Below are 14,341 nucleotides of genomic sequence, written 5' to 3' on the forward strand. Positions count from 1 at the left end.
CGAGAGGCAGGCAACTTAAACATTGAAACAATTGACAAACCAATCTCTAGGAGGGATCGTATGAATGAAATTATGCAGTTTTCTACCATTCTCGTTGGAATCGTTACGGCGCTTGTCCGACTTGTGAGAATCACCTCACCAGCATTTCCAGAACAGTACATCCCGCTTTTCAGCGTCTTTATCGGCATCATCTGCGCCGTTTGCGGCTCAGGCATTGTATTCGCTTCGGTCACCTTAAAACAAGCAGTTTGGGTAGGCATTCTCGCTGGTTTGAGTTCGGCAGGGTTGTTTCGAATTGGACAACCTCGCCAAAAACTGATGAACAAAGAAGATCGTTTAAAGTGATAGATAAAGCCCAGCTGATTTGGCTGGGCTTAAAATATCTGCTCATGGAAGCTTGTACTACAGTGCTGCTACCTAGGCGCACATAAATTATGTGAGCTACATCACTTTTCACTTAAGAGATAAATCATATTGCTTTTGTATTCTACTCCACAGAATTTGTATCCTTATCATGGTATCTTTGGTACACAAAGGTAGAGTCTTTATTATCGCAACCAATTGAGTCTCCTATCAATATCGACCGATCTTAACAAGTGGGCACATTTAGTTGAATCTACATCATGAATTATAATGCTTATGCCAGTGGCGACTTTGTGGAGAATCCTCCTGCCAGCCAGCAAGAAGCTTGAGCTCATCCATATCAACAATATAAATATAGCGATTTTTAAGAAATAGAATTCCTCCATCTTGGAGCTCGTGAAGAATGCGAGATGAGGATTCTCGACTGCATCCAATCATATTAGCAAAATGCTGCTGTGTGATTTTCCAGTCAATTAAATCACCATGTGTGGTTTGCTTCCCAAAGTTGGTGTGGAGATCAAGCAACAAATTAGCGACACGAACGCGAATGTCCAAAAAAGCAAGGTATTCCAGCTTTCGATTCGCTTGCACGAGGCGCTCACTCAATATGTATATCGTTTTACGCATAAGTTCAGGGTATAAGCGAGTCAGCTCTAAAAACTCATCTCGAGCTAACGACCATAGCACTGTTTCTTCAATCGCTGCCACGGATGCTGTACGTGTCTTGTCATAATGAAGCATTTCTAGCTCTCCAACAGCTTCACCAGCGAATTGGTGTCCGAGAACGATTTCCTGTTCGTCACTTTGGCGGAATATTTTCACCTTTCCGGATTTTATTATAAAAAGTCTGTCGCCAACATCCCCGTGAAAATAGATAATCTGTCCATTTGGGTATGTTCTTTCGGTGAATTGTTTTTCTACCATGGATTTATGCTCGTCACGCAGTACGTCCTTAAATAGTTTGGTGTCCACAACCGACTCGTACATACAAGGCGTCTCCTTTACAAATGGGGTTACGTAAAAGGTAGAATGTCGTGATGTTCACACTAATTATAGCATAATTAGGAAATTAAGGGTCTTGGAAATGAGGGAGGTGTTGACTATCTGAAATGTCTTTGTGGACCAAAATATAATTGAATCAATAAAACCTGAAAGAGGATACAGACTATGTTGACAAAAAGAGTATTGAATACGCTGTTTGTGATATTTATGACCATGTTTATGGTTTTAGGAGCTTCACAAGTTACTCAGGCCACACCTGTCGAAGTTTCTTCTAATGATTATTCTAACGGATCATGGATGACTAGCGGCCCAATTAAAGTAGAGATGGATCGCACAGAAACGATTATGTTGGACAGTGGAAAAGTGTTTGCCTACTCACCAAATCTAGGGGCTGATGAATATGCACAAATCTATAACCCAAAAACAGATAAATGGGCGATCACACCGCAAAAACTAGGCATAACATCAGCAACTGCATTAGATAATGGCAATATCATGATAGTAGATAAAGACTATGAAACAGATACAATTGCATTGTATGAATTTAACGTAGAAAGTAATAAGCTAACTCTCATCGGAAAACCGCCTGTGAAATGGAAGAATGCTGAAGTGGTATCACAATTCAATGATGAAGTGCTGCTTCTAGCGAAAAGTTACGCGATTGAATGTAAAAACCATCTATGCATCGGTATCCCAGCATACATACCAGTTTGGTTTAATTTAAACACAAAAGAATGGGATACATCAGAAGATCCTATTGATCTTGAGGTTGGAACGTCAATTGTTCAAATCGATCATTTAAATAAAAATGAAATTCTGATTTCACTTCAAGCACGTGGCGTCATTTATAATCATATAACAAAAGAACAGAAACAATTAGCTCCATTACCTTACACGCATTATTCTCCACATCTAGCGGGTGTCTTGCCAGATGGAAATATTCTTTTTGCTGGAGGATGGAGCAACTCTACACAGCAAACGATGGATAGTTTTATATACAATCCTAAAACCAATCAATGGAGTAAAACAACTCCACTGCCGTCTCCACGATCCAATTATGCCAAACTAGCACTTCCCAATGGCGAAATTATGCTCATTGGTGGATTAAATAACGATGGAGGAGTTGGAGGGGTTTACCTTAAAAACACACTAATATTCGACCCTGAAAGTCAAAGTTGGAATGAGGCACCGAGCTTAAAATTTGGGAGAGTGAATGCAGCTGCAAATCTTTTACATGACGGTAGAATTCTAGCTTTCGGTGGTATGTCCACATATTATGTATACTCCAAAGCAGCTGAAGAGCTTCATCCTCATGGATATTCGTATACGAAAAGCTCACATAAGCTGCATTTAGCAAAATGGAGAGACACTGCTACATCTAGATTGAATTCCATTCTTGCAATGAATAAAAGTGCACTTAGTGAATACTCCCGTAACGAATTGACTGTTCAATCGGATGGCTCGGGAGCCGTTTATATTACATCATCGAAACATTCTCAAATATTTGTCGTTGATTATCTTGACACAAATACGAGGGAATTACAGATGCCGCTTGTTGCTTCAAAGCTTGTCAATCGGGATCCAATAAGAGTGGATCCTTATATCAGAAATGACATCAAAGGTTTATTAATTGATTATCTGAATGCAAACAGCGTCCAACAAACAAGTGAGCTAACGAGTGCGCTCAACAACTTAAAAAGCTTTGATACTTCCATTGTAATCAATACAGGGAACCACACCATTGAATTAACTAAAGTGAAAAGTGGTATCTACGATATGGAACTGATGGTAGTTATGGAAAGAGTATCATAAGAATTAAACACCATACATCGGCACTGCACCACAAACGTTGCAGTGCCAACTAAAAATTGGGAGGTTTTTGTATGGCAGCAGGTAATTTCGGTGATGTTGTAAAGCATATGGTTTTATTAGAATTAGTGAGCTTGATGGTAAAAGATCCTCAAAGGAAGACTTCACATTTTAAATACTTTGAGACTCATGGTTCGGAAATTGAACATGCTAAACTATTGAGTAAATCATTAGGTGCTATTAAGCTCAATGAACTATATAACAATCAGAATGGTAAATTCTTAATATTCGGGTATCAAAATGATTATTTAAGGTTAATGAAAAGTTACTTTGGTTCGTTGCCTATTACATATCCAGGGTCTTGGTATCAAGTGTATAGATTATTAAATGATCTAAATACGAATATCTCAATTAATGTTTGTGAAAACGATAAAATTGTTTCAGTCCCGACTTTAAAAGAAATTAATGACCGGAATATAAACGTAGATTATCATGACTCAGATGGTTTAGAAAAATTGAAAGACCATATTAAAACTAAAGACCTTGATTTAGTTTTTGTTGATCCGTACTATACAGCAGAGAAAACAGATAAAAATCTTGTATTTCAGATTACTAACTTGTTAGATACGAATAATATTCCTTATGTTATTTGGTTTCCAAGGTATACTAGAAAATTTAGATTCTGTTTTATAGAAGATTTAAAACCGGAACTTAAATGCAATATGATTGAAGTTACTAATAAACCACCTAATAAATCTAGCAGGAATATGCTTTCTTCTTGCATGCTTTTCTCAGCAAACCTAGTAAAATACATAGAACCAATTAAGAAAAATATATCTTTTTTAGGTTGTTTGGGTTTAGGCTGGGAAGTAAAAAAATAAATGAGCTTAAGGTGTAGCTGAACATTGTGTTAGGCAATGTAGAAATGCATAATATTGCAATTGCACCTACATAGTAATGCAACTTGACACGTTGCCTCTATGGACGTGCACTAAACGCCAAGAAGCCAAGCGCCATAAGGCTTTGGCTTTGCCAAATAGGCTAGCACGCCCAACTCTCCATGTAAAGTTGCAACGAAATACTGGCTTGCAAAGTTATGCACTATTGTTTTGCACTACACAAACTTCTGAATTTAGATGAACTTTCCGATTCTTTGAGTGTGAAATCAATTTCATATAATCTAATCCCTTTGGAGACAGGGGGATTAGATTCATAAAAAAAGAAACTCTACAGCACCAGTAGTCTCTAGAGAGACTCCTTTATAAATTCCAATCACGTGGTTAAACCCCTGTCCATTCTGAAAATACGAGGTGAAAAAAGTATGGCCAATCGGTAAGGGGAGGGATATTCATCAAACAGAGTGTAGGGAAAGATTATATTCATTTATTGCTATTGTGTCCGCCGAGTCTTGCCAAACGATTAGCCAAACTGACTGTTTCGTGTTTTATCTGAACATAATGAATTTATCAAGTGCGTTACGTTTTCGTAAAAGGTATACTATAGATAGAATCGATTCGAGCTTAAAAAGGATCTACACATCGAAAATAAATGGAGTTTTGAGAAAAGTTGCGTTTCAAAACAGCTTTTATATCACATACTTTCCAGTGAGGTCTTTCAATGCCAAAACCAAGCATAACTAAAGCCAGTGCATTACTCATTCTCTTAATAGAACAATACAAAATCCCAGGCTACACATTAACGTTACTGGAGGTCCAAAAACTAGCCTACTTTTTACAAGAGATGGGCGAGCCATTGCGATTACATTATGAGAAATACAAATATGGACCTTATGCAGAAAACCTTAATCATGTACTTATCAGATTAGATGGCCACTTTATACGTGGTTATGGAGATAGAAATCGATTCTCGGAACTTGAATTAACTGAAGATGCCGCCAAGACTGCACAAGCGTTTCTTGATGAAAAGGGAGATCGAGAGTCCATAGATCGTTTAAAACAAGTCCAAGATTTTATACGCGGATTCGAGAGTCCGTACGGCATGGAGCTGTTGTCCAGCGTCCATTGGGCAACCATTCACGGGAATGTTCCTTTAAACCAACAGAAAGCCATTGTCACGTATATTCAGGAATGGAATGAACGGAAAAGATCATTGTTTAAAGAGAACCATATTTTAAAGACGATTGAGCAATGTAAAACTTTCATATAAATATGATTTGAGAATATCATACGCAGGAAGAATCATTTTTAACAACGTAGTGGTTTAAATATACGTCGTGGAATCTCTGACCCAAAAAGTACCCTGAAGAGGGTACTTTTTTAGGACTTAAGTCACTATCTATTGTAGAGGATGACACCTGATGATCACCCAAGAAACCCTCGAACAACGCCTAAAAACAAATAAATCTTTTCTAAGCGATACCTTCCACGTCCAAAAAGTCGGCTACTTTGGCTCATATGCGCGTGGCGAGCAGAACGCAATAAGTGATATCGACATTCTTGTAGAGTTGTCTAAACCAATTGGCTGGAAGCTGGCCGATCTCCATGACTTCTTGGAAGATCTGCTTGATGCTAAGGTCGATCTTGTGACAGTCAATGCGCTTAAACCGCAATTAAAGGAGCAGATCCTAAAAGAAGTCATTTATCTATAACGTTTAGCCTTCAATCATTTACTCTTTTCAATTGCACTTATTTCTTTGCACTGTAGAATCACTTCTGGTTTTACATGTGTAGAAAAACTATTTCTCCCCCTCGCCTCACATCCACCTCAAACATCTTCCGCCAGGGCAGGACTATCCGCAACGCAGGTTAAAAAGCACTTCTACAGTTAAATATGGAAAGTATGTAAGAAAATTAGTATGCTATGAAAAGTGAATTTCTTCTAAATAAGCGAAATTATGATGACATCTCGGTTATGACGTCATTTTGGCGTCATGAATATTACATAGTTTTATTCGAGGTGGCATGAAAAACTGCCTTGTTTAGCGTCGATTACGAATTGTTGTTGTGGAGGGTATTGAATGTTTCTTTTAGCTCAAAATCATTTCGTTCTTGCATCACTTCCTGAATCACTATTTAACATGGTCATGGCCCTTGTGACGTATTGTGTGACCTATGTATTGGTATTCTGGGTGCCAGCCACGATCATCATTATTGTGTTTGGTTTGGCGTATATCTTCCTGAAAAAATACCAGAAACAAATTTCGTATGTGTTGATAGGTTTCTTGCTCATTACTGCTGGAACGGTGACTTTGGATATAGATGACATTCCTGTAGAACCAGTCACTGATGTGCTCCTTGGTTGGCTCAACACGACGTCGTCAGCGGAAGAAGCGTTGGCGATTTTGCAGGCGGACGAGCCGATTTTTCAGCATTTTGATGAAAAAGGGAAGTTCCAGCTTGGTGAGCAAGGGGTGATTCTTTCGGGGTATCTAGACGATTCTCTCGTTCGTGTGTCTGTTTACGGTAGCGGCTATACCATGAATTTCACGCCAGAATTAAAAGACTATGTAAGTTCGTTTGCAGATGGCACTATAGAAGAATGATCTAATTCGAATAGGAAGTGTCAAGATTTCGCACTGACAAGCGCCAACTCGACAATTGTAGTACACACGAAAAACCCCCAAGTTCAGCAGCATTGCTGTTAACGTGGGGGTTTTCATATGGTGTGAATAGTATGAGTTAATCTGACGCAGTTATTTACTCGTCTATTCGAAGATACTCCATCCGAAAAAACGTTGCGTCTACCGGTGTTTTCTTTATGTCATTGCGGCCATAGGTAATGAAATGGCCATTGAATGTCGTGTTGACAACACCGACCTGGTACGTACGGGAGTCGTTTGGGCGAATGATCGATGACCCAATCCCTCTGTGCTGTGGCTGACTGACGCTGGCGCCAGTGTAGTCGCGGTCAAATGCGTCTGTGATTGCCTCCACTTGTTTTGACGTAATGGCTTTTCCTCCGGCGCTTCCTTCTAAAAGCTGTGGTGATAGGTAGTTCATATGAAACGGCTGTTCAACTGAGCTGTGGTTCGTCACATGATAGGTTTCATAAATGTAGTAAGCATCCTGCAAGGTTCCTTCAACTTGTCTACGTTCAACGGGTAATTGATGTTGATACTTATGCGTTGATTGTGACCCAAGACGACTCACGATGTTTTTAGGCTCATCTTTTAACAGAAGGGGCTCGTGGTGAATCGTTTTAATGATCTCTAGTGAATTCTGAGTATAATGGATAACTGTCTCGTTTTCTTCCACAGTCTTGCTTGTTATGTGATTTGTAACGTATCCATTGTCTGTTGTTTTAATGGTGAATGAATGTGCTCCATACGTCAACAACAAAGGAATGGACACGAGTAACGATGCGATTATTTTCATTATAATCTCCTTTGGAAAGTAAAAGATAGAAGTCCTTTTTCGTCCTTTTTTACCTTATCATGGGAGAAACAATGAGGCAACAGGAAAACTGCCTACGCCGCTAAAGGAAAGCGACCAAAGAGATCACCTCTGCTTTGCCCACCAGACCACCCCCAACAATCTACCAAATCATTCTCCAATTTCCCAAAATAATCATTGACATCTTAAACCCGAGTAAATATATTAGTATTATTAACATTGATTGACGCGTCAGTCAGTTTTGAACGGAGGATGGTGTATGGCGTCGACGAGCAATGAGCGATTAATTGAGAGTGCCGCGACTTGTATGGCAAGGGACGGGTATTATCAAACGAAAATTTCCGATATTGTGAAGGGCGCTGGGGTATCCCAGGGGACGTTCTACTGGTACTATAAAAATAAGGAAGATGTTGTAAAGGCGATTTTTTCGGAGGTGGAGCAAGGCCTGCTGGATGTCGTGAAGATCGGCTATCGTCAAACGATGGGAACGCGGGAGAGCATGGTGGCATCGTCGGTCGGTTTAATAGCGAGTTATTTACGGTATGTTCGCGAGCATAGAGATGCCATTCGGCTGTTGACTCGATGCCGTCAAGATGCGGATCCGGTTGTCAAAGAGCTAGCTAACAAAGTGGTTCGTCATGTGGAGGATGCCTTTTTTCATAATATTCAGCGCGCGAAGGCGCTTGGGATGATCCCGGAGCAGCGGTCGACGGATGTACAGGCGGCGTTGTTGATGAGCCTTGTCGATGGGATGACGTACCGCTGGTTATTTACTGAAGTCGACAACGACAAAGACATTGGACAGCTTTCTCCTGAAGCATTGGCAGAGGAAATTGTCAGTTACGAGTTTTTCGGCATGCTTGGCGCTCCTGAGGAAAAACGGCAGATGGGGGAGACGTAATGCGGTTTTTGAAGCGAATAGTCATTCAGGTCGTTCCAACGATGCTTATTCTAACGTTTGTTGTCTTTGCGCTTGTTTATCTGGCGGGCGATCCGGTGTCCTTGATGCTGCCGGAGAACGCGACACAGGAGGATCGGGCGATTTTAGAAAAAGAATTAGGGTTAGATCAGCACTTTTTGATTCAGTACGTGCAGTATATGGGGGACTTAGCTCGTGGTGATTTTGGCACGTCGTATCAGTATCATCAGGAGGCACTGCCGCTAGTGGTGGAACGTTTGACGGCCACGCTGTCTCTTGCAGGCATGGCGCTCGGTGTCGGCATTTTGATGTCGCTGCCGCTCGGAGTCATTGCGGCTTTAAAGCGCAATACGTTTGTCGATTATTTCATCTCAGGTTTGTCTGTTATTGGCAAGGCGATGCCAAACTTCTGGATTGGGATTATGTTAATTCTCTTTTTTGCCGTGACCCTTGGCGTTTTGCCTGTGTCGGGAGCGGAATCGCCAGCGCATTTCGTTTTGCCTGCCTTTACGCTCGGCGTTGCCCTTTCAGCCGAATTAACGAGACTTGTGCGGGCAAGCGTGCTTGAGGTCATTGACCAAGAATTCGTCCAAACCGCTCGCAGCAAGGGCCAGAAGGAATGGATTGTCATTTTACGTCACGTGTTTATGAATTCATTGATTCCGGTCGTGACAATGATTGGTCTGCAATTTCCTCAGTTGATCGGAGGCACCATCATCGTGGAAACGGTCTTTTCGTGGCCAGGCATTGGGCGTCTGCTGCTGCAATCGATAGAAGCGAAGGATATGGCGGTCATTCAAGCGATTGTGTTTGTTATTGCCATCATAACCATTCTAGTAAACCTTTTGACGGACGTGATCTATCGTCTGTTGGATCCACGCATTTCCTATGAATCGAAGTCGTAACATCAGGAGGAAAATTAAATGGTGACAGCAGCTTCAAAACGAAAAATTGAATCCGTTCGTTTAGGACTGGCATGGTCTCCTCTTGGTGTGGCGGGGCTTGTGACGGTTGTCGCGATTGTGCTCGTTTCCCTTGCAGCGCCATGGCTTGTGCCGCATGATCCGTACGTCGTGGATGCGCCAAACCGTTTGATCCCACCTATTTGGATGGACGGAGGTCAGTCGGCGCATCTTCTCGGGACTGACCATTTAGGAAGAGATGTGCTCAGTCGATTGCTCTATGGTGGACGAATTTCCCTTCTTGTTGGTGTCGTCGCGGTGGCGATTGCTGGCGTGATAGGACTGGCCCTTGGTCTCTTATCTGGTTATCTTGGTGGGACATGGGTGGACCACGCCGTGATGCGAGTCGTTGATGCGATGCTCGCGATTCCGACGCTGCTGCTCGTGCTTGTGGCCATCGTCGTGTTTGAACCAGGGTTATGGACGTTGATCATTGTGATTGGCTTGACGAGTTGGGTTCAGTTCACAAGGCTTGTGCGTGGTGAGGTGCTTAGTGTAAAGGAGCGCGAATATGTGCAATCGGCGCGAACGATTGGTGCAAGCCACTGGCATGTCCTACGCAAGCATATTCTGCCGAACGTGCTCTCCTCATTTATCGTCGTAGCAACGATTGGGGTGGCGACAGCGATTATGACGGAGTCGTCGTTAAGCTTTCTTGGTCTCGGCGTTCAACCGCCGACGATCACGTGGGGAGGCATGCTCGACGATGGGCGTGATTATTTGGCGACAAGCTGGTGGGTAGCCACATTCCCAGGCATTGCAATTACAATCACCGTACTGGCAATGACCTTCCTTGGGGACTGGATCAGAGATCTTCTCGATCCGCGCTGGAAAAAAGGGGGAGCGTAAATGGCGAAGCAAAGCGCAGCACCTTTATTGTCTGTTCAGAACCTGGCAACCTCCTTTTCCAGACGCGGGCAGTCCAATGTTCGCGTTGTGGACGATGTTTCATTTGAAGTAGCAGAAGGAGAGGTCGTCGCGATTGTCGGCGAGTCTGGAAGTGGGAAAAGCATGACGGCACTCTCGGTCATTGGTCTTTTAAAGCGTGGTGGGAACGTTGTGTCGGGGAGTATCGCGTTTCAAGGTGAGAACCTGACGAAGCTGTCGGCAAAAGAACGCCGTCGTCATCATGGCAAGGATATGGCGATGATTTTTCAAGAGCCGATGAGCTCACTGAACCCGATGATGCGGATTAAGGCGCAATTGGCAGAAGCAGTGGCGATACACCAACGCTCGCTCTCGAAAAAAGACATCTATCATGAAGTGCTCAGGCTGCTTGAGTTGGTCGACATTCCAGACCCTAAAGCAGTGGCTGAACGCTTTCCTCATCAGCTGTCCGGAGGGATGCGCCAGCGTATCGTGATCGCGTTTGCGATTGCACACAGGCCGAAGCTGTTGATTGCGGACGAGCCAACGACGGCCCTGGATGTCACGGTGCAAGCGAATATTCTCGACCTGATTCATAAGCTCCATACCGAAAATCAAACAGGTGTCATCTTTATTACGCACGATTTGAATGTCGTTGCGGAGATGGCCGATCGCGTGCTCGTCATGTATGCAGGTCGAATCGTTGAGGAAAGCAGTGTGTACAACTTGTTTGACGACCCGAAGCACCCGTATACAATTGGGCTGATGGAAGCAATGCCGACATTGGATGAGCTCGAGGCTACACTTGCTTCGATTCCAGGGACAGCACCTGATTTGGCAAACCTGCCTGAAGGATGTCCGTTTCATCCTCGGTGTCCAAAGGCAAGAGCGGAATGTAAAAGCGACATGCCTCCACTTCGTGAACTTCGTCAAGGGCATTCGGTTCGTTGCTTGTTTCCTGGAAAGGAGGAGGAGAATCTTGGCGATACAAACTGATGCACCGGTGCTTGAGGTCAAAGAGCTGTCAAAGCATTATGCCCTCAAATCTTCTCAAGCGCTGCTTAAAGCGGTCGATCATGTCAGTCTTTCCGTTCGAGAAGGTGAAACACTAGGCATTGTCGGCGAATCGGGTTCTGGGAAGTCGACACTGGCCAAACTCATGCTCCAGTTGGAGAAACCGACGAGTGGATCAGTGTTGCTTCACGGAACGGATCTCTCCACAGTAGACCGAAAAGAGATGCGTGCGGTGAAACGAAACATCCAGGCGGTGTTTCAGGACCCGTACGCGTCGTTAAATCCGCGAATGAAGGCGAAGGACGTCGTCACAGAACCGCTCCTCGTTCATGAACGGCTTAGTCGCAAGGCCCTCGAGGCTAGAGCGCTGGCATTACTCCAAGAGGTTGGGTTAGATGAATCACATATGCACCGTTACCCGCATGAATTTAGTGGAGGGCAACGCCAGCGGCTCAGCATTGCTCGAGCCATTGCGCTCAAGCCAGAGGTCGTGATCTGCGATGAACCGGTGTCGGCGCTTGACGTGTCGATTCAGGCGCAAATTCTGAACCTTCTAAAAGAGCTTCAAAAAACGTACCGTATGTCCTATCTGTTTATCGCTCACGGCCTGCCAGCCGTAAAATACATTAGTGATCGAGTCGCGATTATGTATGCCGGTCAAATCATGGAAATCGGCAGCCGTGAGACAATTTTTACACAACCACGACATCCATACACGTACACATTGTTGGAGGCTGTGCCTGTGTCACATCCGTCCCAGCGAAAGCGGCGGCTGCCGCGTGAGGCAGAACGGGTGGACATGTCTCACACAACGCCAGCCTGTCCGTTTTATGGGCGCTGCCCGAACCGTCAAGACGTCTGTGCCTCTGTGCGACCTGAGTTAAGCGAGCACGAGCCAGGCGTCTGGTATGCCTGCCACCACCCAAATACAATTGAAAAGGAGATCACCTCTTGAACAGATTCGCCAAACCATTGTTTGCTCTCGTCGCGATGTTTATGCTTGTCGCCTGCGGTTTTGAAGATCCAGATGATACTACTGCGCCGAGCCAAGATGAAGGAAAGACCGAAGAAGAACAGGTGTTGACCATTGCCAACCCAGCGGACATTACAACAACAGACCCACAAAACAATAGTGTCATCACAACGGCCGCTGTTCTTGTCAATGTGTATGGAAAGTTGCTTAACCGTGATGCGGAAGGGAAGATTATCCCTGAGCTTGCGACGGAATGGGGAAAAAAGGATGACCTCACATGGTCCTTTACACTAAGAGAAGGTGTGACCTTCCATAACGGCGATCCGTTTACCGCTGAGGACGTGAAATTCTCCATTGAGAGAGTCGCGACGGACGAGTCTCTGCAGGAGCATTCCGTGTTTAGTGGAATTGAAAGCGTCGAAATTGTTGATGAGACGCATGTCAATATTATTACGAAACAACCTGACCCGGTGCTGCTCAGCAGACTTGCGGGGGCGAGCGCTAGCATTCTCCCTGCTGCGTATTTTGAGGAGGTAGGAAGTGACGCTTTTTTTGAAGCACCCGCCGGCACTGGCGCGTATACATTTGATGAATGGAACCGTGGTTCAGGCGTCACGCTAGGCAAGTTTGATGACTATTACGATGGTGAACCGACATGGGATACGGTGCATTTTCAAGTTGTTCCAGAAAACTCGACACGTGTGTCTGAGCTGTTGACAGGCGGCATTGACATTGCCTTTAATATTCCGACGGCGGACTTTGAACGCATTGAGAGTAACGAAGGCACGCATGTTGCTGTTAGCCCGATTCAGCGAGTGATCCAGCTGTGGTTATCCACTCAAGAAGGCGAGCCAACAGCTGATCCTGCCGTTCGTAAAGCCATTGATTTAGCGATTGACAATCAAGTGATTATTGATGAGATTCTGGCAGGTGCAGCCACGGCAACGCGCACGCATATCTCGCCGGGCAACTTTGGCGCTGACGAGTCATTGTATGACACATACGAGTATGACCCTGATCAGGCCAAGCAAATTTTGGCCGATGCCGGTTATGAAGGTGGCGTTACTGTGGACATCTCCGTGAACAATTATTACACTGAAATGGCAGAGGTTGTTCAAGGCATGTTGGCAGACGTCGGCATTACCGCGAACCTGGAGCTGATTGAACAGAGCCAGTTTGCTGAACGACTTTTCAGCGAAGACTTGGATGAAGGGGTTTTTGTCGGTTGGGGAAACACGTTGTTTGATGCCAGTGTGCTCGAATTGTTTAAAGAAGAGAATGTGACGAGTTACTCCAATCCTGAGGTGGAAGAGCTTCTTGAAGCAGCTGCCTACAATATGAATGAAGAGGAACGAGCCGCCCAGTACAAGCAGGTGCAGCAAATTCTATCAGAAGACCGTGGCGCCCTTTATTTGTTCCAGCTAGAAGGTCGCTACGGTGTGAGTGACGCGGTGAAATATGAGCCACGATTAGACGAGCTTTACTATGTGAATGAGATTATGCCAGCGAATCAATAATGCTTAGGGGATGTACACATAATGACAAAACTATCGCAATGGGAAGCATTTATGGTAGAAACGCTACGAGCCAAAGGACTGCAAGATGATGTGTTGCTTGACGCATTGGCTAATGGAGATACGCGTCCATTGGAAGCCGTGTCTGATGCGTTTGATTTTAGTGATCTCGTCGATGCTTTTAAGGAAGATCGCGAAAGAATTACAGCATCAATCCGTGAAGAGTACCAAGTGAAATTTCTTACCAAACCTGGCGTCACACGGTTGCTCAAGCTTCGGTTTGGCCTTCGCTTAGGCGAGTCGTATGAGGAAACGGAAGCTGGTGTGATCAATGTGCCCCTTTCAACTGAACAAGTCGAATCCTTTCAAACACTCCTTTCCTCGAACTGGACGCTTCGTCTGTCAAGTGATGGACACTATGATATTGTACAAATTTCTTTAGTCTAAGCTAATCAAGAAGGCGCCCCATTCGTTATGAATTTCATGACGTTTGGGGCGTTTTATGATTGTATCGGAAAGGTCGTGTTGAAAATAGGTAATGTAAACACTACAATTTCATCAAAAAG

The 14,341-nt window shown here is 44.1% G+C and carries 15 protein-coding genes; 13 read left to right on the forward strand and 2 right to left on the reverse strand.

Features of this window, described 5'->3' with window-relative positions; all coding sequences use genetic code 11:
* The first annotated feature begins 60 nt into the window (after positions 1–60).
* Positions 61–345 (forward strand): holin, encoded by a 285-nt coding sequence (locus tag EV213_RS13785; RefSeq protein WP_133581136.1) that lies wholly within the window; start codon positions 61–63, stop codon positions 343–345.
* 276 nt (positions 346–621) lie between these two features.
* Here the strand turns inward: EV213_RS13785 and EV213_RS13790 are convergent, their stop codons facing one another.
* Positions 622–1,350, reverse strand: a complete 729-nt coding sequence (locus EV213_RS13790; RefSeq protein WP_133581137.1) for a Crp/Fnr family transcriptional regulator — start codon at positions 1,348–1,350, stop codon at positions 622–624.
* A gap of 180 nt (positions 1,351–1,530) precedes the next feature.
* Between EV213_RS13790 and EV213_RS13795 the strand changes: the two genes are divergently transcribed.
* The 5 genes from EV213_RS13795 (at position 1,531) to EV213_RS13815 (ending at position 6,676) form a co-directional block, all read left to right on the forward strand.
* Entirely contained in the window at positions 1,531–3,177 is a 1,647-nt protein-coding gene (locus EV213_RS13795) for a Kelch repeat-containing protein (protein WP_133581138.1), read from the forward strand.
* Positions 3,178–3,248: 71 nt separating this feature from the next.
* Complete coding sequence (locus EV213_RS13800) at positions 3,249–4,055, forward strand: 23S rRNA (adenine(2030)-N(6))-methyltransferase RlmJ (protein WP_133581139.1); 807 nt, start codon at positions 3,249–3,251, stop codon at positions 4,053–4,055.
* 736 nt (positions 4,056–4,791) lie between these two features.
* Positions 4,792–5,340, forward strand: coding sequence for a hypothetical protein (locus EV213_RS13805; RefSeq protein WP_133581140.1), 549 nt, complete (start codon positions 4,792–4,794; stop codon positions 5,338–5,340).
* 151 nt (positions 5,341–5,491) lie between these two features.
* Positions 5,492–5,782: a nucleotidyltransferase family protein gene (locus EV213_RS13810; RefSeq protein WP_133581141.1), complete on the forward strand. Its 291-nt coding sequence runs from the start codon at positions 5,492–5,494 to the stop codon at positions 5,780–5,782.
* A gap of 369 nt (positions 5,783–6,151) precedes the next feature.
* The gene (locus EV213_RS13815) at positions 6,152–6,676 is read left to right on the forward strand and encodes a hypothetical protein (protein ID WP_133581142.1); all 525 of its coding nucleotides are present in this window, start codon (positions 6,152–6,154) and stop codon (positions 6,674–6,676) included.
* Positions 6,677–6,830: 154 nt separating this feature from the next.
* Here EV213_RS13815 and EV213_RS13820 read toward each other — a convergent pair whose 3' ends face one another.
* On the reverse strand, positions 6,831–7,508 hold the full coding sequence (locus EV213_RS13820; protein ID WP_133581143.1) for a hypothetical protein: 678 nt from the start codon (positions 7,506–7,508) through the stop codon (positions 6,831–6,833).
* Positions 7,509–7,785: 277 nt separating this feature from the next.
* Between EV213_RS13820 and EV213_RS13825 the strand changes: the two genes are divergently transcribed.
* Genes EV213_RS13825 through EV213_RS13855 form a run of 7 tightly spaced genes read left to right on the forward strand, consistent with a single transcriptional unit; the run spans position 7,786 to position 14,222 of the window.
* Positions 7,786–8,427 carry a TetR/AcrR family transcriptional regulator gene (locus EV213_RS13825; RefSeq protein ID WP_133581144.1) on the forward strand — a complete coding sequence of 214 codons (642 nt, stop codon included), beginning with the start codon at positions 7,786–7,788 and terminating at the stop codon, positions 8,425–8,427.
* Complete coding sequence (locus tag EV213_RS13830) at positions 8,427–9,350, forward strand: ABC transporter permease (RefSeq protein ID WP_133581145.1); 924 nt, start codon at positions 8,427–8,429, stop codon at positions 9,348–9,350. The genes EV213_RS13825 and EV213_RS13830 overlap by 1 nt, the downstream gene beginning before the upstream one ends.
* An 18-nt stretch (positions 9,351–9,368) precedes the next feature.
* Positions 9,369–10,256 carry an ABC transporter permease gene (locus EV213_RS13835; protein WP_133581146.1) on the forward strand — a complete coding sequence of 296 codons (888 nt, stop codon included), beginning with the start codon at positions 9,369–9,371 and terminating at the stop codon, positions 10,254–10,256.
* Positions 10,257–11,270, forward strand: coding sequence for an ABC transporter ATP-binding protein (locus tag EV213_RS13840; RefSeq protein WP_133581147.1), 1,014 nt, complete (start codon positions 10,257–10,259; stop codon positions 11,268–11,270).
* A complete protein-coding gene (locus EV213_RS13845; protein WP_243740162.1) occupies positions 11,254–12,243 on the forward strand; it encodes an ABC transporter ATP-binding protein in 990 nt (329 codons plus the stop codon). The genes EV213_RS13840 and EV213_RS13845 overlap by 17 nt, the downstream gene beginning before the upstream one ends.
* The gene (locus EV213_RS13850) at positions 12,240–13,778 is read left to right on the forward strand and encodes an ABC transporter substrate-binding protein (RefSeq protein WP_243740164.1); all 1,539 of its coding nucleotides are present in this window, start codon (positions 12,240–12,242) and stop codon (positions 13,776–13,778) included. The genes EV213_RS13845 and EV213_RS13850 overlap by 4 nt, the downstream gene beginning before the upstream one ends.
* Before the next feature lie 21 nt (positions 13,779–13,799).
* Positions 13,800–14,222 (forward strand): hypothetical protein, encoded by a 423-nt coding sequence (locus EV213_RS13855; protein ID WP_133581148.1) that lies wholly within the window; start codon positions 13,800–13,802, stop codon positions 14,220–14,222.
* The last annotated feature ends 119 nt before the right edge of the window (positions 14,223–14,341 follow it).

Source organism: Aureibacillus halotolerans, assembly GCF_004363045.1.
In the GTDB taxonomy this organism is placed as follows: Bacteria; Bacillota; Bacilli; order Bacillales; family DSM-28697; genus Aureibacillus; species Aureibacillus halotolerans.